Source organism: Dyadobacter subterraneus, assembly GCF_015221875.1.
Classification (GTDB): domain Bacteria; phylum Bacteroidota; class Bacteroidia; order Cytophagales; family Spirosomataceae; genus Dyadobacter; species Dyadobacter subterraneus.
This window is the reverse complement of sequence record NZ_JACYGY010000001.1, coordinates 4,001,733-4,023,566: the sequence shown is the minus strand read 5'-3', so window position 1 is coordinate 4,023,566 and position 21,834 is coordinate 4,001,733. Positions and strand designations below refer to the sequence as shown.

Genomic DNA, 21,834 nt, shown 5'->3' with positions numbered 1-21,834 from the left:
AAGTAAAATCAGTTTTCTGCGTAGCGTATCAAATTTTTAAAAAAGTAGGTGTGATTTGTTTGTTATTTTTTGGCTTAAATCCAGCGGAATTCTAAGCACCACTTAGTCATTAATCTTACATCTCTTGTTTGAGATGTTTTATATTTTATAATTTCTAATCACTTAATCCATAAGTAAATATAAAATTATATTTCTGAAATAATACTGTGCGGCCCGGACAAACAGCATGGTGTTTCAGGACAATTTTTAGTGACTTTTATCTTCTGAATATTATGATCCAAAGCGCCTTTCTCCAATCTGCTGTCTCCACATCGCATAATATAATCCCTTTTTTTCAAGCAAATCCTCATGTGAACCTGTCTCGACAATCTGTCCTTTTTCCAACACATAAATGACGTCGGCATGAAGAATAGTTGAGAGCCTGTGGGCTATTAAAATTGTCATTTGCTGTCTGTCGGTAGAAATGTCTCGGATTGTCTGGGTGATATCCTGCTCCGTTAGTGAGTCAAGTGCCGAAGTCGCTTCGTCAAAAATCAGCAGCCGTGGTTTTCTTAAAAGTGCCCGTGCAATTGAAATCCTTTGTTTTTCACCGCCGGAAAGTTTCATCCCGTTTTCCCCTAACATGGTCCGGACACCATTTGAAGCCTTTGCGATCAGTGCTGTGGCTGATGCTTTTTCCAGAGCCTGTGATATCTCTGCGTCGGTAGCCGACGGTTTTGCGTAAAGAAGGTTTTCCCGGATGGTTCCGGCAAATAACTGCGTATCCTGTGTTACAAAGCCGATTTGTCTCCTTAACGGGTTGTAACGTATCGTTGAAGAATCATCCTCGTTAAAATAAATATGGCCTTCAACTGGCAAATAAAGCCCGATCAAAAGTTTCACCAGCGTAGACTTTCCGGAACCGGATGGCCCGACAAATGCAATGGTCTGACCTGATTTTACACTGAAAGAAATGTTATCAATTGCATTATAGCTCGCAGACCGGTGCCGGAATACGACATTGTCAAATTTAAGACTGGATAGCGGGCCGACTTCCACAGAATTTTCGGGCCTTTGCTCAATAGGTTTATTCATCAATTGATCAAAAATCTTAACCGAGGCGTCTACTTCGCGGAATTGTAATATTAAGTTACCCAAATCCTGCAAAGGGCTGAATATTGCGGTGGAAATAAACTGCATCGCGATCAGCTCGCCGGTGGTAAGTATCTTCCTGAAAATCAGCCATAATAATATAAACAGAATCGATTGTTTTAAAAGATTCAGCGTGACGCCTTGCAGGAATGTCAGCACGCCAACTTTGCGCGCTTTGAACATTTCAAGCTGAAAAATTTCGAGCGTTTGTTTGTTTAATCTTCTGATTTCAGAAAATGTCAGTCCAAGGCTTTTGACAAGTTCAATATTTCGGAGGCTTTCGGTGATAATACCGGCCTGGGCATTGGTTTGTTTGTTGATGTTTCGCTGGATACTTTTTATTTTTTTGGATAATAACCCTGTAAGTGAGCCCAATACAAGCACGCCAATTAAAAAAACTGGAATCAGCATCCAGTTTTTATTGATACTATACCAAAGCAAAAAGCCAATGGAAATAAGAGATGAAAAAAGAATATTGATAAAGGAATTCACAAAACGCTCAGTGTCTGTCTTAACTTTTTGCAGAACTGATAAGGTTGTTCCGCTTCTGTTTTCTTCAAATTCCTGAAATGAGAGTCTTAGTGTTTGTTTCAAGCCGTCATTGAAGATATTCATACCAAATTGAGCTACTGCTTTTCTGGTAAGATATTCCTGGTAAGATTTTGAAAGTTTGGCAACAACAGCAATACCAACGGCGATTCCCAGCCAGTATAAAACGCTGTTGATAAGTTCTTTTTCTGAAAGATTTTTAGGATTTCCTGCATAGTCATCAACAATTCTTCCGAAAATCAAAGGGTCCAGAAGCGTCAAAAGCTGTGCTAAACCTGCCAGAAGAAGAGATATAAAAATAAGCCGTTTCTGTGGACGTAAATATTTCCAGAGTGTTTCCATATGGTTTGTAACTGTACTTTTACATTGTACAATTCCTATACCAGCGGCTTACACAATTTTGGCTGTCCAGAACCTGGTTCGGTATTTTGAACCAGAGACTATATTATATGGTTTTCAAAAAAACTTTGATGCAAAAACAGCAACATGGAAAGTGTAAGTAAAATCGGATTTGGAGGAAGCTGTCACTGGTGCACTGAAGCTATTTTTCAATCTCTAAAAGGAGTTGCGCTCGTGGAACAAGGGTGGATATCTTCTGAAAAAGAAAAGTCAAGCTTTTCGGAGGCTGTGATTGTCTATTTCGATCCCGGACTTATTTCTTTGGAAACATTAATTGCCGTGCACCTTCATACGCACAGCTGCACTTCCAGCCATAGTATGCGCTCAAAATACCGGTCGGCAATTTATGTTTTCAGCGAAGAGCAAAATGCACTTTCCAGGCAAGCGATAGATGTTTTGCAAGCCGAATTTGACAAGCCGATTATCACAACAATTGAATCATTCCACGATTTTAAACTTAATCAGGAAACCTATCTTGATTATTATTACAAAAACCCTCAGAAACCGTTTTGCAAAAATATTGTTACGCCAAAGCTGCGGCTGCTGTTACAACAATTCTTTGGCGCTGTGGATCATAACAAGTTGGTGGAGGAATCTTTGAGCGGCCTATGAAATTTCCTGGAAACAAAGCTTTTCCGGATTTAACGCATGGAAAAATTATCATAATGAAATTCGCGCTGATCAAAATCATAGGCAGCAAGTCCTTTGAGTATACAATTTGCAAAATCTTCTGGTCCGCAAAACCAGATACTTACCTGAGCAAAACTACCAACGACTTCATGAAGCATCTGGGCCGTTAAATACTCTTTTTTACCTGAATTTAAGTGATAAAATCTAACACCGCTTTGCTTGCATAGATCTTTCAGTGAATCAGGAAACATGGTTTGCTTATCGGTACGTGTTGAATACCAGAAATCAACAGTTTGCAAACTTTCTTTCTGACTAGCCAATTGTTCAAGTTTTGCCAAAAAAGGCGTAATACCAATACCACCGGCAATCCAGATTTGCCGCTTTGCAGACGATCTGAAAATAAATTCACCATACGGCCCTTCGATCTGAACATTTTGTCCTGCCTGTAAATGTTTGGTTAGTTTACTTGTAAAATCACCAAATGATTTGATAGCAAAACGAATAGACTGCGGATCCTTACCCGAAGAGGCAATGGTAAAAGGATGTGGCTCTGTATCATGTTCAAAACGAAGAAAAGCATACTGGCCCGGCTGATGAATAAATGGTTTATGATTTGTTGAAAGTCTTAAATCAAGAATCCCGTTCTGCCTGTTTTCCAGTTGGGTTATGACAGTATTGATTTTACGGGAAGCGCCAATTTTTTGGAAGAGCGAAATACAAGCCGCGGCAGTTCCAATCGCTGCCAATAAAAGTAATAAATAACCGCCCGGCGTGGTTAACCAGCGTTCTTTAAGCTGAGCAGTTGCACCGTGATAAGCCGCCAAAAGAAAAACAACCGGAAATATTCTGTGCGTTTTACGGAAAATGGAGTAGGGGATTTTTTTGAATAAAGCAATGATTACCAGAATCAGCACAATGTAAAACGTCCATTCAACAAGAATAACACCGCTTTGAAAAAGCCCGATTTCAAGATCAGAGAAACTGCTCCCATCGGTCAATTCTCCGGGATCTGGAATTAGCCCATAATCAACAAGTAAGTGTGGTACTTTTTCGCCCAGCCAATGAAATACCATTAAAATTGTAGCAAAAATTCCTGTCCATTTGTGAATGACGTAGGCTTTGTCAAGACCTTTCATCCGGCGATTTACCCATGGATTGCGGACGGAAATAATCATGGATAAAACCATGAGAGATAAAGCAGAAAGGCCTGTCAGGAAAACAAACTGCTCGCGCAGTTCCCAGCCGTCCGGATTGTCAATCAGGTGGCCGGGCCCGGGAGAAAGTGCATAAATTATCCCTGCGACTACCAGGGAGCCAGTAATCCATTTCGTTGTGGGTTTCATAAAATAAAGGGGATTGGCCGGAGCTGCCAAGCCAGACAATAAATTGAGATAGAACTCCGGCCGGTTTTGAAGGAAATGTGAAGTGCGGAATTATTTTATTTCGACAACCAGTCGTTTGCCATTTGCAACAGCCAAGTCATATACCGATTCAATCTGATCAAGAGAAACGGTGACCGTGTCGATGATCAGTTTTCCATCAGCCGCCAACTGAAACATCTCCGGCAAGATCTCACTGAATAATTTTCCAAGATGCTGACGGGTGAGGCTTCCTAATCCCGAGCCAGTCAGATGGAGGTCTACGCTTCGTAACGTGGAGGCAGACAATTGCAGCAAATCACCCGATACGCTGCCGACTGAAACAAACCTGGTTTTGGGTGTAAATGAGCCTTGCTTTTTTAATGAAGAAAGGATCAGTTCCGCAGAATGTCCCCATAAATAATCGATAACAACATCAAAAGGTGTTTGATTATGAATGGTTTGAAGCTGTGCCAAAAGAGAATCGTCAGATTGTTGTAGTGAGATCACTTCGTCGGCGCCCAGTTCCAAAAGGGCTTTCAATGATTCAGGATTCCGGCCCGTTGCAATAATTTTCTTTGCTCCGCAGTGACGTGCAATTTGAACGGCCATGCGGCCTGTAACGCCAGTTGCTCCGTTAATTAAAACCGTTTCGCCCGGTTGCAAATCTGCTTTAAATCTTAATCCCATGGCAGCGCCGATTACCGCATTGGGCAGCGCAGCAGCCGTTAGAAAATCCAGATTATCGGGTAAAACAACCATTCTGCTTTTTTCAATCACAGCCTTTTCTGCAATCATTCCGTCCATGCTAATGGCGTAAACCCGTGTGCCATCTTCTAAAAATCCCACCCCGTCGCTGCCGATTATTCTGGCTTTTGGTGCATTTCCTGTTTCGGCTGAATAATGGCTTCCGCTTGCAATGCTGCGGTCAACATTTTTAATGGCGGCCGCTTTTACTTCCATCATTACCTCATCTGAACTGGAAACAACGGGTTCGGCCCACGCTGTATATTTTAAAATTCCATCTTGCGGATTCATCACTGCTGCTTTCATCTTTCTTTTTTGTTAATTGTTGATAAGACAAAAGTAGCATGGGCTCAACCTGCCAAACGATAACATTTGTTACCGAATTGAGCCTTCCCTCATTTTCCGCGGGCAATTTTATTTTTGAGCCGGCTTAAATGCACCCGGCTAATTCCCAGATAAGAGGCGATATAATGCTGGGGAATGCGCTGCACAATAAAGGGCTGATGATTCAACAGGTTTTCATAGCGTTCCTGCGGCGTATCGCGGACAAAAGAAAGAAAATGCTGCATATAGTGAAGCGTGCGCTCAAAAAGAGCATTCATAATTTGATTCCGCATAGCGGGGATTTCGCTGACTTCCTCTATGAGATTATCCACATCACTTTTCTCAATCCACCACAAAGTGCACGGCTCGATTGTTTCTAGGGAAAAGAGGCTGGGAGTGCCCTTTTTGAAGCTTTCAATGGAAGATACGGTACTATTTTCAAAAAAGAATTGAAATGTCACTTCTTCACCTTTGTTGTCAAACCATACCCGGAGGCAGCCTTTCTCGATCAGATAAGCCTTGCGGGATATTTCACCTTCCCGTAGTAAAACGGTTTTGGCCGGAACCTGTATGCGTTTAAAACGATTGGTATAATCTTCCCACTTTTCAGGTGATACCGGAAATTTTGCCCTGAATTTTTCAAATATGGTTGACAGCTGAGCAGGATGAGCTTGTTTAGCAGACATACGATATATTTTTAAATTCCAATATCAAAAATTAGCGCAATAAATCCATTTTTATCTTGTCAGTATCTTGCGGGTATGGAGAAACGATGATATTTGTGGTGAAAGATAAAACTTATTCAAGTCATGAAATTAATTTTTACTGCTCTGCTTTTATATCCATTTCTATCATATGCCCAGACATCAACTTTGTCTGATGAAGAAATCCATCAGTATTTTTTAGAAGCCAAAACCAGATTTTCAGCTTTTGAAAAAATACATGGCCATTTTATAGAAACGGCAAATGTGAAGATGCATTATCTCACCTGGGGCAAGCCTTCCGGTACACCCTTCATTTGGATACATGGGAGTTTGAGCAGCGCCTATGAGATTTTGCCTTTTGCGGATAAACTGGTAAAAGCAGGTTATTATGTTATCGCCATTGACTATTACGGTCACGGCCAGACAAATATTCCTGAACATGAAGTATCACTTTACCATGTGGCAGATGATATCAAGTTTTTGATGGATCGTTTAAAAATCAGTAAAGCTGTCGCTGGCGGATGGTCACGGGGCGGTTTTATCGCCACGGCTTTTTATGATGCTTATCCAAAAAAAGTACTGGGATTGATTTTGGAAGACGGAGGTTCGGTATCAATAAATACCAATTATCATAAAATGGACTCAGTTACGCTGCTTAAAAAAGTAAAAGAAAATGCCAGTCAGGTATTAACTGATACTTCGTATGCCACCGCCTTTGAGGCCTACCGGGCCTTTTTTGACAAGAGCCAGAATGATGATCAGTTTGAATTACTAAACTGGGTAAAACAGGATAAAACCGGGAAGTGGGTTTTTGGCGCCGGCTTATGGAAATTATTTAACATGAGCACCTATGAGCAATCTCTGGACAACATTTTACGTCCCACACGAGCGCCGCTTTTTGCAGAATCCATGTCAGTGATTGAGCCGAAAATTATCTTTCGAAATCTGAAAGTCCCGGTGATGATACTGGATCCGGTCAGTAAGGGTGATTTATTTCCGTTTGAAAAGGAAAATCAGGCATTGAAAAATAAATATCCGTATTTAATCAGCCATGAAATATTTGAAGATACCGGTCATAATATTCATTACCAGCGTCCGGAAAAATTTACCGATAAGTTGATTGCTTTTCTTCAAACCGTGCGATCATTTGCCAAAAAATAAAAATCTGGTTGAAGACCCATTTTTAGCCCTGTTGAAAGTTTTAGAGTAGTGGCTTACTCGATCCGGCTTTTAGGTTTCAGTCATTCATTCCTAAATTGATCAACATGCTAACATTCCTAAATTGATCAACATGCTAATCGATAGAAAAACATTCCTGAAAGAAGTTTCTTTGTTCGCAGGTGCTTCCATGATTTCGGCAGATTTATTTGCAAACTTGGCACTGCCGGTCAAAAGTGATATTAAATTAGGATTCGTAACCTATCTGTGGGGCAAAGACTGGGATGTGGCGACTATTATTAAAAATTGCTCACAAGCCAATATCCACGGAGCTGAACTGCGGGTAGAACATGCGCACAAAGTGATGCCGGAGCTTAACCAAACCCAAAGATCAGAAGTTAAAAAGCAGTTTGCAGACAGTCCGGTAAAACTTGTTGGGCTTGGTACCAATCAGCAATATGATTATCCGGATCAAAATCTGCTGAAAGCTTCCATGGACCGGACTAAGGAATTTATCCGGTTAAGCGCTGATGTTGGTGGCTCGGGTGTGAAGGTAAAACCAAATGGTCTGCATAAGGATGTCCCGGTTGAAAAGACACTGGCCCAGATTGGCGCGTCCCTTCATGAACTTGCCCAATATGCCGCCGATCTTGGACAGCAACTAAGACTTGAAGTACATGGTGAGGAAACGCAGGAACTGCCTAATATCAAAAAGATCATGGAGTACGCCAATCATCCAAACGCAAAAATATGCTGGAATTGCAATCCCCAGGATTTAAATGGAAAAGGGTTTCAATATAATTTTGATCTTGTAAAGCAGTATTTTGGTGATACTTGCCACGTACGGGAGTTGGACAGAACTGATTATCCCTACAAAGACCTTCTGGCAAATCTTAACAAAATGAATTACAAAGGCTGGGTTCTTTTGGAATGCCATACAAACCCTGACGACAAATTAAAATCAATGATCGAACAACGTAAAGTTTTTGATCGCATGATTTAAAGATTTTGGGATTTCATTTTTTATATCTCATAATAGATTGTGTACTTTTCTCATCAAAAAAAGGAAAAGTTCACAAGCAGTTTTTTTCTGTCCCAACGCAGAAGTTAGCTAGAAGTAATTCACAATTATTTGCTGATTACCGAAATAATAAATTCTTATCTAAAAATTCCTGGAGTTTTTATGAAAATATTTTAAAGTTTTATTTCGAAACGCATTTCTTCATTAGCATACCAAATCTGGTTTTTTAGTATAAATTAAAATACAATGAAGAGTTTTAATTGTATTTTTTCTTGAAAAACAAATTTTTTCATTCATTCTTTCGGGTTTGTTTATTTTTAACTGAGCCAGAAAAAAATAGTGGCTGGCTAAACTATTTTCTTTTTGTAAAATTGGGAGTGATTCTCTCTACATTCGTTGTCTAATTGCCAACATTTAACAGGCAAACTGCTGATCATGAAAAAATCCATAGCAGCGGCATGGCTTTTTATAAATGCCTGCATACCCCTGATAAATATGAAATACAACACCGATGAGTGAAAGTCACCAGCGCCGGCTTAAAATATTATTCTTGATTTCTCTGCCTGTGTTAGGCAGTTTGTTTTGGTATTTTATCAAGGTATTTCAATTTCAAGGCAATCAGGAAGAATTTAGCGACGGGATGCTGGCCTTGCAGCTTAGCAGGGGATGGCTGGAAGGGCGTCCGCTTTTGTACGACAATTTTTATGGAGATCACGCCCGGCAGCACAACTATTATTTTATTCCATTAACTGGTTTGTTGACCAAATTCACTGGGATTTACGGACTCTTCCTTGCGTATCTTGGCCTTTTTGGTGTCTTTTTCTGGCAATGGTTTAGTGGTTTTAAAAGATTTGGTACTTCACTTTGGACCACCAACTGGCTCGCTGTGGTGTTTTTTGTTTTTGGGCCGATGGGCTATTTTATTTATCTGGATTACTTTGGCTGGCATCCGGAGCATTATTTTCTTCCCCTGATGGCGCTGTTTGCGCTTAATCTGGCCAAACGAAAATATGCTATGGCTGCAGTTTGGCTGCTGCTTACTTTTCTGGTAAAGGAAACATCCAATATTCTGATTTGCAGTTTGCTATTATTTTGCTCAGTAGTTGATTTTCTGCTTACTGATGCTGGAAAGCCGTGGTTCAGTTATTTTCTTAACAAGAGAAATCTGATTGTCGCCTCTGTATGTCTGCTGCTATTTTGTCTAAGTATGGGCTGGCTGTCCCATCTGAACGGGCCGCAGCCAAGCAGGTTAGGAACCGCCATTTCACGTATTCAACAAAGTGCAACACCGGTCAGACTGATCACTTATATTTCGATTTACCTTGTCATTGGTTTGATTGCACTGATTATGGGATTATTTCCATTTGCCATTTGGCTGAGATCTTTCAAAAGAAGGGGTATTATTCTTGGGGTACTGGCTTGTGGTTACAGCCTTTTGTTTGTAGTATACTTTTTCGAAACGCTTTACTACTTTCCTACAATTTACATGAGCGTTTCTTATCCGCCAAGGATTGGAGGTTTGTGGGCACTGATGTTAAGTGCTTATGTATTTATAAGTTACCGGTTCTCTCAGGCTGGTATTATGCCTGCTGCATTTTCTGTTACTTATATTTATACCGGTTTAGTGTTTCAATTAATTTTGAGTTCGTTTATCGTTTCTCACCGTTTCGTAATTGATTCTGATTCCCGAAGTTTAGGTATTAGTGCTTCAAAATTTATTAATACCAGATTTGGACTTAATCCCTATCCTGACGGTAATGCCCACCAACTACATGAGCTTGCAAAAAAGCTTCCGGAGGGCTCTGACGTCATGGTTCCCAATCAATATATTTCCTATTTCCAAAACGTATATCCTGGTTCATGGAATTATGAAGAAAAGCCGCCGATGCTTCTTAGAAGGCCGCTTCTTTATGTCTATGAGAAAAGTCTGATTGGTAAAGTCAGCTATTATAAATTTCCCCAAAAAGGATACCGCGTTATTCCTAATCATCAACTTCTAATTCTGGCAGATTCAAAATGGTACAATCAACGTTACAAATGAATGGGGAACAAAGAGAAAAATGGATCCACAAAAATGCTTATTACTACAAATGCCTGACGACTTACCTCAAATTTATCATTCCTGAGGGATCTTCTGTGTTGGAAATTGGCAGCGGTACGGGCTTTCTTTTAGAAAAACTTAAACCTTCGCGTGGTGTTGGCATTGACTCATCTCCTGAGATGATCAGTTATGCAAAAGAGCATCGTAGTCAATATGCTTACCATCTGATGGATGCTGAGGATATTACACTGGATGAAACCTTTGATTACGTTCTCATCAGTGATACGGTGGGCAGTTTTATTGATGTTCAGAATGTTTTTGAACAGGTGCAAAAAGCATGTAATGCAGAAACCCGTCTGATTATTACTTCGACGAATTTTATCTGGCGGCCGGTATTAAACCTGGCTGAAAATCTGGGTATGAAAATGCCTCAGAAAAGACAAAACTGGCTGGATATCGGAGATATTACCAACTTACTTGAACTGGCTGGTTTTGATGTAATCGACAATTACAAAAAGACTATTTTTCCAAAATACATTCCTTTGGTATCCACATTTCTGAACAAATATGTCGGCAATTTGCCGTTGTTCAACGCACTTGGGCTGATTACCTGTCTGGTTGCCAGAAGCAAAAAACAGTTGCCAAAACCGGCAGAAGAAATTACGGTGAGTGTTGTTATTCCTGCGCGTAACGAAAAGGGAAATATTGAAGCGTTGATCCGCAGAACCCCACAAATGGGAAAACATACAGAAATTATTTTTGTAGAAGGGAATTCAACCGATGATACCTGGGCAGAAATTCAGCGGCTGGGAACCTATTACAAGGAATTTTATGATATTAAATGGATTCAGCAGGATGGAAAAGGGAAGGGTGATGCAGTCAGGAAAGGTTATAGCATTGCCACAGGTGATATTTTGATGATTCTGGATGCAGACATGACCGTGGCTCCCGAAGAACTGCCCAAGTTCTTTAATGCCATTGCTTCCGGAAAAGGAGAATATATCAATGGAACGCGGCTCGTGTATCCGATGGAAGATCAGGCTATGAGATTTTTGAACTTACTGGGAAACAAGTTTTTCAGTATGGCATTTTCCTGGTTATTGGGTCAAAACCTGAAAGATACACTTTGCGGAACAAAAGTAATGAGCCGCGAAAACTACTTAAAGCTTGCTGCTAACCGTGCATATTTTGGTGAATTCGACCCGTTCGGGGACTTTGATTTAATATTTGGATCGGCCAAACTCAATCTTAAATTTATTGAAGTACCTATCCGCTACAAAGCACGAACCTACGGAGAGACCAATATTTCCCGTTTCAAACATGGATGGCTGCTTTTGAAAATGACCTTTTTTGCGTTGAACAAAATCAAATTTGTGTAATCTTTTTATTTGGGGCTGCATCAAGACGAATTATGAAATTGACGATTGATATTTAACACAATCTTCAACTGGAAATATGAGGTGTCGAATATTGTTTTGTGCCGATTAAAACATTCTCCGAATTAGCAATTATTTAGCTTTGTCGTAAATTGGCAAACAAATAATTTATCATAAAACGGTTAATGCAATGCCTATTCATGTCGCCATCACACGCAAGGTTCTCCCAGGAAAAGAGGAGGAATTCAAACAAGCTCTTCGCCGTTTCCTGGGAGAATCTTTTTTGCACGGAGGTGTGGAAGGAGCCGGGATGATCACGGCTTTGCCAGGTACTGACGGACGTGAAATCGGTATTCTTCGGACTTTTGCCGATGAAGCCGAGCGGGACGCTTTTTATAATTCGGAATTATTTCGAAACTGGGAGGATTATGCATCCACCATAACAGAAGAACCAGTTTACCGTCAACTCAATGGGCTGGAAGCATGGTTTCGTTCACCACTGCCTCCGCCGAGATGGAAAATGGCACTAGCCACACTTTGCGGCGTTTATCCAACGAGCTTATTTTTATCTTTTGCATTAGGTCCTCTCATTCAGACATTTCCTTTGATGCTCCGTATTTTTATTATCGCAGCGTGCATGGTAGGCTTGTTAACCTGGGTAGTAATGCCTCAGGTTATTAAAGTAATGAAACCGTGGCTTCAAAGTAGCAAGTGATTTAGATTGGATTGTGATCTAAGAATGTTAAATATCTACGACAATTCTGAACATTAAGAGACAGCGCAAGTGATGTTTTTGTATAGAATTTGAGGGGATTAAAATTTTAATTTGATCTTATCTAATTATGGAAAATAAAAAGCTGGAAGGCAAAATTGCACTGGTAACAGGTGCGTCCAGGGGCCTGGGAAGGGAAATCGCGATAAGTCTTGCCAAAGAAGGTGCGACGGTTATTTTAAATTATAAAAGCAGTGCGGCACAGGCTCAGGGAATTGTTTCACAAATTATTTCTTTTGGGGAAAAAGCGTATGCAGTTCAGGCTGATGTATCAAATGAAGCTGAGGTTCTGGCTTTGTTTTCGCAGATTAACAAATTGGCAGGTAATGTTGATATTTTAGTTAATAATGCCGGGATCAATCCTGTAAAACCATTGCTGGAACTAACACTGGCGGATTTTCGGCAGTCACTTGACGTGAATCTGACTTCGGCTTTTCTCGCAACGCAGGCTGCTATTCCTTCTATGATCGAAAAAAACTTTGGCCGGATTATCAATATTTCTTCCGTTGCCGCACAGCTTGGCGGTGTAATCGGTCCGCATTATGCAGCCGCCAAGGCGGGCATGATCGGCCTCACGCATTCATATGCTGCGATGCTCGCAAAATATGGCGGCATCACGTCTAACGCCATTGCGCCAGCCCTTATTGAAACCGATATGATCAAAGGCAATACTAATATAAAACCTGGAATTATTCCGATTGGCCGTTTTGGGCAACCGGATGAAGTATCGGATGTTGTGATATTATTAGCCACAAACGGCTATATTACCGGCCAGACCATCAACGTTAATGGCGGCTGGTATATGAGTTGAGTAATGATCCTTTTCCTATAGTTGACCTAAAATTCACTTCAAATAAAATTTCAAAATCCGGGAAAACATCGCTCTTCTGTTCCCGTATTTCAACCACCTGGAATTGGTCAATCGACAATTAAAAATGAAAACTGTACAGGTGCGATCTCAGTAAAAGTCAAACCGGGAAAAAATTGCCTTAATAATTTCAAAGGGAAAAAATTTGTTACCCGGTAAATAACTTTCAAAAACCAAGCATCTTGTTGCGAAGTTTTTTGTAAAATAAATTCTATATTTATACGATATACGTTAAAGTATATCATTACTAAACAGGTTATTACGTGATTTGTAGAAATAATTCTATTTATCAAACGCAATGTCTGTTGAGCGACAGCGGCGGTTTGATATGAAAAGTATAGTTAGGGCCATTTATGGAATGGGAATTGTAAGTTGAACCATGCGACGGCGTGCCTATGCAGACTCTGAGAGGTTCTGTGCAGCTATGCTCTTTTAATGATAAGCCAAGAATAACTAAATATTATCTCACCTTATATATGCAGCAATTATCCCAACCCTTAATTGCCATAGTCGATGACAGCGCTGTGGTCCGGACTTTCACCGCTTTTCTTCTGGCTAATTATGATTTTGAAGTCGTGTTCGATGCTGAAGATGGCCAGGAGTGTATCGACAAAATGCACCAGGTGGAACAGCTTCCCGATATTGTTATTCTCGATATTGAAATGCCTGTTATGGACGGTTTTCAAGCCGCGGCAATTTTGAAAACAAATTGGCCTGAGGTGAAAATTATCGCGTTTTCCAACATGAATGATTCTTCATCAAAAGAAAAGATTCTGGCCGCAGGTGCCGAGGCGTTTGTAACCAAAGAAAGTGACATCACTGAAAAACTCATTGACATTATTAATAAAATCTGGCAACAAAATCAAATTAGGATCGAATCATGACTTTACATGGTTGCTTTATACCGTTTAATTATAGCTTGTTTGGGTAAGGTTAATAATAATCTGATCAATTGATTTTGAAAAATGAAATACTTAAAAGCGACGTTTTTTAATATTTTTCTGCTGGCCGCATTATGCATACAGATTTGATAAAAGATTTCATCGATGACATTTTTTGTTAACAAATTGATTTGTAGTACTCTTTAAGCCAAGACAATTCTGGAAGAAATGTCTGAGGGTTTTTCATGTGCTGCAAGATGTAGATGCGGGATTTGAAATTATGTATTAAATATCAAATGAAAGCGGGTTCCATGATCATTTTCAACCAGAAGCTTAATGCCAAGCATAGTACTAATTTCCTTTATCATCAACAACCCCAATCCATTAAATTCCTGCGAAACTTCGAGTGTTTTTTCGTTAACATCATCCTCTGTGTTCAGCCAGTGTGCCAGATTTGAAGAAATGCCGGAGCCGCTGTCGGCTATTATCAGGTGCAGTTTATCCGCATGCGTTTCAGTAAAAATATGGATCTCACCGTTGTAGGTAAATTTATTAGCGTTATCTATGATATTATGTATCACCACGCCAAGCAAATGCATATTGGATAAAACCGTTACGTCCTGCCCGGTTTCATGAATAAAAGTATTTTGATGCTCCTGGGTTGCCGAGGAAAAAAATGTGATTTTTTCATTAATCAATGGATACAGCAAAACCTCGCTAAATCTGATATGTTCTCCTTTAAACTGGGTTTTGATATACTGGATCATGTTTTCAAGAAGCTGATTGATCTGTTTCGCAGAAATCGTAATATTTTTTCCAATCAGCGCAACCTGATCATATCTGTGGACATCCATCAGCGGCTCGATCTTTTCGGATGCGTATATCAAAAATTTCATGGGCGTTCTGATATCATGGCTGATGGATGCTACAAGGCGCGTTCTGATATGCATCTGCTTGTTCAATTCTTTTTCAGAAATTTGAAGCTGGTGCAGCGTCTCTTCCAGAGATTGCGTCCGGGCCTTTATTTTCATTTCCAGCTCCTGGTTTTGTTTTTTAAGATAACGGGTTCGGGACCGGATAAACATAAAAACGGCTGCTATAAAAATTATTGCGACGGCTAATCTGAACAGAAATGTTTCATACCAGTGTTTTGGAATGATGACAGTAATTGTTTTGAAAACATAATTTCCTTCCCCAAACCCGCTGGTTTTCCGCACGCTGACGGTGTATTTGCCTGACGAAAGTTCTGAAAACCGGATGGTGGGATCCTCAGATTTCAAATATATCCAGTCCGGGGCAGCCGGCTTATAATCCGATTTTGTTATCGCGTAGGATAAATTCGTATTATAATTATTGCCAAAATAAGGTGAGGCGATGTGAAGACTAACCCGCTGCGGATCCTTTTCGAGCAAAATTGTATCGCCTTTTATAAAATTTGTCTTATCCCGAATTTCAATTCTGTCAAAGAAAAAACTTTTATCAGGAAGTTCCGGTTTAATCTTTTCCGGCGTAAACCACACCAGGCCGTTCATGGAAGGAAGTGAAACAGAGCCATCCGGAAGTCGTACATAACTTGGCTGACCTCCGCCATTAAACTCATTGGTAATAAATCCGTTTTCTTTATTGTAATATAGAAAAAACGGTTTTTGGGGCTTTTCGCATCCATTTTCAGATTCTTTCACAAATTGAAGAAAGTCCTTTTTTGCAAACTGCAACAATCCCTTGTTGGTAGGTATCCACAGAAATCCTTTTTTATCTTCCACAATGTAATGTGCTGCGGAAATGTACTTGTTTGCATCCAGAGGTAGCTGTATCAGTTTGTTCCCGGAGTAATACAAAATTCCATCGCCCATGGTTGTTATAAAAATCCCTTTATTGCCTGGATTTTCTGAACCATTGGTTTTAGTCGTCCTGGGAATATAAATGCTTCTGATAATTAATTTTTCCGTTCCGGGAACCACCGCTGTCTTACCTGTTTGGATTTCAGCGGAAAACAATCCATGGTGGGTTATCAGCCAGAGCTTTTGATCATTTCCTTTCGAAATGTACATCATATCCTCAATGACGGGACCTTTGAAAGGGGCCGGCTTTTTCGCAGGCCCGTCCGGATCAATAAAGTAAAGACCTTTATGATATACCGAAAACCAGATCCGGCCAGTATCATCCACATACATGGTATAAATCTGATCTCCCATGTCCCAGTGCTGAAGGAGATTTTCTCCTTTTGCATCGTGCTGATAAAGATGGTAGCCCGACTTTGACCAGATAATTCCCCTTTTATCTGTAACAATACTGGAACCGTCGCCCTTGTAGCCTGATTTGACAGAGGGTAATATGCTATTGTAAATTTCTCCGGTTTTAGGGCCGGAATCAATTAGTCCAAGTACATTGCCCTGGGCTGTAACAACCTGACTTTTGCCGAAAACCGTTTGTGCGTAAAATATATTTTCAGAATCCTTATTTCCAAAGCGAAGCGTCCGGAAATCCTTGGCTGTGAAAACAAATAGACCAAGGGTGGAGCTGCCCAGAAAAAGTCTATTCTTTTCCTTATCAAAATATGCAGTTTGAATGATATTGGCATCAAGGTCAAAGCCGTCCAAAATCAGGCGCGTGTTGCACTGACCTGCTTTAATATCATCTACGTAGTAGAATTTTTTGTCCGACTTAATGAAAACCTGATCAGATACATTATTCCAGAAAATGGTATTTTTTTTCTTTCCTTCCGTGTTGGAACGATCATTAAGCATATCACCTGCGAGATGAATTTTTTCCAGACCATCTACTTTAAATCTTAACAGATCTCCATCCGCCGAGAAACGAAACAAGGTACCGTTTGAAATAAAGTACTCATTAAAATCACTGGTTTTGTAAGCAAAATCCCACGATTTTTTCCAGTTGGTAAAAAATTCGATCTTGTTTCTCTGTATAATATAAAACGTGCCAATGCGCGAAGGAACCAGGATCATGTAATAGTGAAGCAGTCTGTCCGACATCTGGATCAAACTATTTGGCAGGCCGGAAGCCGTTCTGTCGTGATCGGTGTGGCTGTGCGGAACCCGTGAAATTTGCTTTGTATAATATTGAGAATCATCAACAGCGTTGGGACTTTCAATACGCATAACATCGTCCAAATTATCACCAATGGCATAAATTCTGTTGGTATTACCGGTCATGTCCGGCAGAAGGGAATAAAATCTTGGACTTAATAAACTTGAATTGGTTTTATCAAAAGTATAAAAATGATGGCCGTCGAAGCGCACGAGCCCGTTTTCGGTAGCAAGCCAAATAAAGCCGTTTTTATCCGCTGCAATACTTTTAACACTATTTTGAGGCAGCCCGTTTTCATCGGTATATTGACTGACTGCATATTTTTCAGAGTATGACTGGGAATGCCCGGTGGTAAACCACAGGCATATCAAAGCAATTAAGAATATTCTTGTAAACATATATTACTGCCTGATGTGCTTTTCTGTTTTGTGAACCACTAAAAAGTAAAAGTGGCATGTAACAATTTGCAAAATACAATTAATTGATGCTTTTCAAAGCGTTTGTCAGACGGAGGAATTGAATGCCAGTTTTGAAAATACCGTTTACTTTTGGTTGATATTATACATGTGAAAGAAAATAATCGGAGAGGCTATCGAATTTTTAAAGTATCAGGGATCACAGAAGTTTTTAAATGGCTAAGCGGACTGACCATTTTTATATTTGGTGCGGGGATGGTTTTTATGGGCTGGCAGCTCCTGATAAAAGCAAATCTCCCGGGGAAATTGCCGGGAGATTGAAAGTTTAATCCACATTTTTGATACTGCCAAGTAATCAGGTGATAACAACTTTAAGTGTATGTGTTTGGGATTTGATTTTAATTTTTATGTTGATTGTATGCGTGTTATAATTGCCAGTAAAGCGAGCTTATGATTATAGTTTGCTGATGAAATGTTAATGCCTTTTAGTCTGAAAAACAAGTGGTAACTATTTAATCGTTTTTTGAATATATGACGCTTCTATTCAGAAAAAGTCACAATTTTTTTAATATTTAAATAGAAAAAATTATATAGGTCAGCTGCAATCCAGATTTTGCTTATTTGTCTTGTTCAGATTGAAAATAGTTACCTGACAAAAAAATATCTTAATAATTCTATTACCTTAACCAGTAAAATTCCCAGGAAGAAAACCGTTTCCATATACTTGTTCCTGAATTTTTCTTTTGTTCTTAACAATCGCATTTTCACCGAACTTTCCGTCACTTTGAGTATCTCGGCAATGTCGCGTATACTTAGCTCATCAGCATATTTCATCAATAAAAGCCCTTTTTCATCCACTGTAAGCTGGTCCATGGTGTGCTGAAATTTGCGGGCTTCAACATCGTCATGATCAAACAGATTATTTAAAGTAGTGTCATCCGGAATTTCAACCGATTCATCATATACTGTTTCCTGACTTCTTTTATTAGACCGGAGTTGGTCCATGCAATGGTTGTAAGTAATGGAATAAAGCCAGGTTGAAAACTTGGCATCTTCCCTGAAAGTGCTGAGTCTCAGAATTAATTTGAAAAAAATATCATGCGTCAAATCTTCTGCTTTCGCGGAATCTTTTACAAAAAACAGACATTTCTTTCATATAATTTTTCAAAATAACTATTGTTTTGGGTTTGAACATATAGTTTTACCAAGTCTTCATCGGTATAATTTTGATCACGGGATTCTTCTTTAAACGGTTTTTCAGACATACTTTCAAAATGTAACAGGCTAGCCTTGAAGTTTTAGTTTTTAGACAGAGCCGAAAAGTCGGCGCTGTGTATTTTTTTCTGTTGATGTAAAGTGTATTGATTCGCAAAAGACTTTAACCTTGAAGATCAGTATTCCGGTTTTCGGAAGACTGACATTCTTATTCACTTTTTTTTATAAGAATTTCTTTACAGATGGATAATTTGGATTTAAATGAACCTGGCGTTAGACGGGGATGGATGAAAAAAGTAACGAATTATTTCTATTTCGGTAATAAAAAATTTGATAGCGAAGATTTTTGAAATGACCTGAATTCCGTAGGACAGATATCTTCTGGTTTGAAGATTTATTCCTGTTCAATACATCGTATTCAACTATTGTCAACGCTTTGTTTATATTTGATGAATGCGAAAAACACGGACTTTTCAATCTATATATCAGCATGGCTAAAAATCTTTCTACTATTTTCTTAAATGCTTCCGTTTCAAAAGTCTGGGATGCGCTTACAAAACCTGAACTTGTCAAATTATGGCAATATGGGAGTGAATTAGTTACTACATGGGAAGTTGGCAGCACTATAAGATTTAGCGTTGCCTGGGATGGAAAACTGTTCGAACAATGGGGAGTAATATTAGAAATTCGCCCTAAGGAATTGATAAAGTACAGTCTTTTTGCGCCTCGTCCGGGGCTGGAAGACAAACCCGAAAATTATTTCATCATGCATTACATTTTGACAGATGAAAACGGGCAGGTAAAACTTGAAATTTTACAGGAAGATAACAGGCCTGGTGCCGTTCAGGAAGCGCCGCAAGGAGAAGAAAACCCGGTTTTAAAAATGTTAAAGGATATTGTTGAATCTGCCGGATAAGAGAATTCGGGAAAACCAGTTGTAAGATGATTCCAATTACAGATGCCAATAACACGCAAACTTGTTTGTTGGTTATTGATATGCAAAACGCCTCATTTAGTCCTGAATTTCCTTGTTATGATACGGTGGGAGTGCTGGAAAGAATTAATGCGATCACAGATTTATCCCGGAAAAAAGGAATCCCTGTGATTTTGGTACAGCATAACGGAAGTACCCAGAACGAATATGTTCCAATGACTACTGATTGGGAATTATTGCCAGATTTAATCGTTGAGAAAACAGATATTTTGCTGGAAAAAACGGCTAATGACGTATTTTATAACACAGATCTTGAAACAGGTTTAAAAGCGGTGAATATTACAAATTTGATTATTACGGGTGCTGCAACGGAATTTTGTGTGGATTCAAGTGTACAATCAGCCCTGACAAAAGACTTCAACGTGCTGATTGTAGATGACGCGCATACAACAGCAGACAAACCGCATTTAAGTGGTGAGCAAATTACTAAACATTATAATTGGGTATGGAGCAATTTGACGCCAACAAAAGGTAAGATTGAGATTAAAAGCTGTGAAACCATTTTAAAAGAACTGGCATAATAGGGGTTGATATTAAGAAATACATAAAAATACCTTCATTTATCAACCATAGAGGGAATGATAAATGAAGGATAAATAAAGGCTGAAAATCTGAAAATGATCTTTGTATAACGTTTATTTTTTTGCCGACGCCAGATTGGAAATAACCTCCCACTGAAATCTTAAAAATTTATGCAGTGATTCTTCAAGGATTCTTTCCTGGTCACTGTGGGCACCGAAACCTTTTGGACCATCTTCACTATCCATCATCGGGCCGATTCCGTAGCATGCAATGCCTTTTGCACGGAGAAAAGACATGTCGGTTGCACCGGTAAGCATTGTTGGAAGGGTTATGGTATTGTATGTGCTTTTTACGGCAGCTTCAACGATTTTAAATGCCTCAGTGGTCAGGCTGCTTGGTTTTGATCCCGGACGTGAGGCAGCGCTGCTGCTGATAATCTCCACCTGCGGATCATTTATTACCTGTCGCATGGCATCGAGCAACTTGGGCATATCTTCATCCGGCAGCGCACGAATATCCAGCGAAGCTTCTGCCTCGGAAGGAATAACATTGCTGCGGTAACCACCTTTAAAAATATTGGGCGATATAGAAGTGCGCAGCGTTGAGTAATAACGCGGTTCGTTCACCGCCAGATATTCCTGTGCCGTCTCGGTGTCTTTTCCACTTAATATTGACTTGTATCGTGCAGCTTGTTCCGGTGAGCTGATTTCTGCAAGTCTTTGAAAAAAAGCCTGGGTTGTTTCATTCAGACGCATAGGTGTTTGCCATGCCGCCACATTTACAATAGCCTGTGACAAATGCACAATGGCATTACTGCGTAAAGGAACAGAACCGTGTCCGGAAATTCCTCTGGCAACAAGTTTTACGCCACGCGGTACTTTTTCTGTTGTCGCCACTGCTGCGTATTGTATTTTTCCACCAGTACGGGTCACTCCGCCGCCTTCTGCAAAACAATACTCGGCTTCAATTTCCGGCCAGTGCTCTTTAACCATATAATCGATGCCAAACTTTACATTTCCTTCCTCTCCGGATTCTGCCAAAAAGATTACATCGCGATCCAGCGGAATATTCAACCGTTTCAAAGTAAGCATGAGCATAAGGCCCGTGGCAACATTATCTTTGTCGTCCACAGCGCCGCGTCCGTACACATATCCATCTTTTCGGGTGGCAGAAAAAGCAGGATAGGTCCATTTGGTTGAATCAATACTGACAACATCGGTGTGTGCCATTATCAGAACCGGGCGTTTTTTGCCGCTCCCGCTTATACGTGCTACCAAATTCGGGCGGTTTGGGTCAAGTGAAAAAGTCTGAACTTTGATACCTTCTTTCTCCAATACAGATTTCATGTAGGCCACAGCCGGTGCCTCTGTTCCGCCCGGATCACTCGTATTTATCCTGAGCAGTGTTTGAAAATGCAGCATTGTCTCCTGTTCAATTGCCTTCCAGTCAGGCTGTTTGACCTGGGCATTTGCCCCGGCAAAAGTGAGAAACGGAATCAGCAGCAAAAGGCGGAAATTGATTTTCGTCATTGGTGGTTGAGTTTAGTAATTAGTTATAGGAGTACCGTACAGAAGCCTGGATGTGGCATCTTCAAATTTTTATTAACTGGTTTAATAACCAATGAGTTAACTCACGGTATTTTGCTGCGGCTATTTTAAATCTATAAAAAAAGAAATAGCT

The 21,834-nt window shown here is 40.0% G+C and carries 17 protein-coding genes; 10 read left to right on the top strand and 7 right to left on the bottom strand.

All coding sequences use genetic code 11. The features are described 5' to 3' along the window. Positions 1-270: 270 nt before the first annotated feature. Complete coding sequence (locus IEE83_RS16705) at positions 271-2,022, bottom strand: ABC transporter ATP-binding protein (RefSeq protein ID WP_194121671.1); 1,752 nt, start codon at positions 2,020-2,022, stop codon at positions 271-273. A gap of 144 nt (positions 2,023-2,166) precedes the next feature. Between IEE83_RS16705 and IEE83_RS16700 the strand changes: the two genes are divergently transcribed. Next, complete coding sequence (locus IEE83_RS16700) at positions 2,167-2,691, top strand: peptide-methionine (S)-S-oxide reductase (RefSeq protein ID WP_194121670.1); 525 nt, start codon at positions 2,167-2,169, stop codon at positions 2,689-2,691. A gap of 29 nt (positions 2,692-2,720) precedes the next feature. On the opposite strand, the gene IEE83_RS16695 is transcribed toward IEE83_RS16700, so the two are convergent. The 3 genes from IEE83_RS16695 to IEE83_RS16685 form a co-directional block, all read right to left on the bottom strand. After that, positions 2,721-4,052, bottom strand: a complete 1,332-nt coding sequence (locus tag IEE83_RS16695) for a ferredoxin reductase family protein (RefSeq protein WP_194121669.1) — start codon at positions 4,050-4,052, stop codon at positions 2,721-2,723. Positions 4,053-4,142: 90 nt separating this feature from the next. Continuing rightward, positions 4,143-5,120 carry a quinone oxidoreductase family protein gene (locus IEE83_RS16690; protein ID WP_194121668.1) on the bottom strand — a complete coding sequence of 326 codons (978 nt, stop codon included), beginning with the start codon at positions 5,118-5,120 and terminating at the stop codon, positions 4,143-4,145. Positions 5,121-5,209: 89 nt separating this feature from the next. Beyond that, positions 5,210-5,824 carry a Crp/Fnr family transcriptional regulator gene (locus tag IEE83_RS16685; RefSeq protein WP_228101841.1) on the bottom strand — a complete coding sequence of 205 codons (615 nt, stop codon included), beginning with the start codon at positions 5,822-5,824 and terminating at the stop codon, positions 5,210-5,212. 123 nt (positions 5,825-5,947) lie between these two features. Between IEE83_RS16685 and IEE83_RS16680 the strand changes: the two genes are divergently transcribed. The 7 genes from IEE83_RS16680 to IEE83_RS16650 all read left to right on the top strand — a co-directional run bounded on the left by IEE83_RS16680 (position 5,948) and on the right by IEE83_RS16650 (position 13,962). Then, on the top strand, positions 5,948-7,003 hold the full coding sequence (locus IEE83_RS16680) for an alpha/beta fold hydrolase (RefSeq protein ID WP_194121667.1): 1,056 nt from the start codon (positions 5,948-5,950) through the stop codon (positions 7,001-7,003). A gap of 130 nt (positions 7,004-7,133) precedes the next feature. After that, entirely contained in the window at positions 7,134-8,003 is an 870-nt protein-coding gene (locus IEE83_RS16675) for a sugar phosphate isomerase/epimerase family protein (RefSeq protein WP_194121666.1), read from the top strand. A 529-nt stretch (positions 8,004-8,532) separates the two neighbouring features. Next, entirely contained in the window at positions 8,533-10,062 is a 1,530-nt protein-coding gene (locus IEE83_RS16670; protein WP_194121665.1) for a hypothetical protein, read from the top strand. Then, complete coding sequence (locus IEE83_RS16665) at positions 10,059-11,441, top strand: glycosyltransferase (RefSeq protein ID WP_194121664.1); 1,383 nt, start codon at positions 10,059-10,061, stop codon at positions 11,439-11,441. Before IEE83_RS16670 ends, IEE83_RS16665 begins: the two co-directional genes overlap by 4 nt. Positions 11,442-11,628: 187 nt before the next feature. After that, on the top strand, positions 11,629-12,153 hold the full coding sequence (locus IEE83_RS16660; RefSeq protein WP_194121663.1) for a putative antibiotic biosynthesis monooxygenase: 525 nt from the start codon (positions 11,629-11,631) through the stop codon (positions 12,151-12,153). Between the two features lie 127 nt (positions 12,154-12,280). After that, entirely contained in the window at positions 12,281-13,021 is a 741-nt protein-coding gene (locus IEE83_RS16655) for a 3-oxoacyl-ACP reductase family protein (protein WP_194121662.1), read from the top strand. A 533-nt stretch (positions 13,022-13,554) separates the two neighbouring features. Continuing rightward, positions 13,555-13,962: a response regulator gene (locus IEE83_RS16650; protein WP_194121661.1), complete on the top strand. Its 408-nt coding sequence runs from the start codon at positions 13,555-13,557 to the stop codon at positions 13,960-13,962. A gap of 275 nt (positions 13,963-14,237) precedes the next feature. On the opposite strand, the gene IEE83_RS16645 is transcribed toward IEE83_RS16650, so the two are convergent. Continuing rightward, positions 14,238-17,405 (bottom strand): ligand-binding sensor domain-containing protein, encoded by a 3,168-nt coding sequence (locus IEE83_RS16645; protein ID WP_194121660.1) that lies wholly within the window; start codon positions 17,403-17,405, stop codon positions 14,238-14,240. A 663-nt stretch (positions 17,406-18,068) separates the two neighbouring features. Next, entirely contained in the window at positions 18,069-18,530 is a 462-nt protein-coding gene (locus IEE83_RS16640) for an RNA polymerase sigma factor (protein WP_229251488.1), read from the bottom strand. A 598-nt stretch (positions 18,531-19,128) separates the two neighbouring features. On the opposite strand from IEE83_RS16640, the gene IEE83_RS16635 reads away from it, so the two are divergent. Further along, on the top strand, positions 19,129-19,554 hold the full coding sequence (locus IEE83_RS16635) for an SRPBCC family protein (RefSeq protein ID WP_194121659.1): 426 nt from the start codon (positions 19,129-19,131) through the stop codon (positions 19,552-19,554). Between the two features lie 26 nt (positions 19,555-19,580). Further along, complete coding sequence (locus IEE83_RS16630) at positions 19,581-20,153, top strand: isochorismatase family protein (RefSeq protein WP_194121658.1); 573 nt, start codon at positions 19,581-19,583, stop codon at positions 20,151-20,153. 114 nt (positions 20,154-20,267) lie between these two features. On the opposite strand, the gene IEE83_RS16625 is transcribed toward IEE83_RS16630, so the two are convergent. Next, positions 20,268-21,683, bottom strand: a complete 1,416-nt coding sequence (locus tag IEE83_RS16625) for a M20/M25/M40 family metallo-hydrolase (protein WP_194121657.1) — start codon at positions 21,681-21,683, stop codon at positions 20,268-20,270. Between the last annotated feature and the right edge of the window lie 151 nt (positions 21,684-21,834).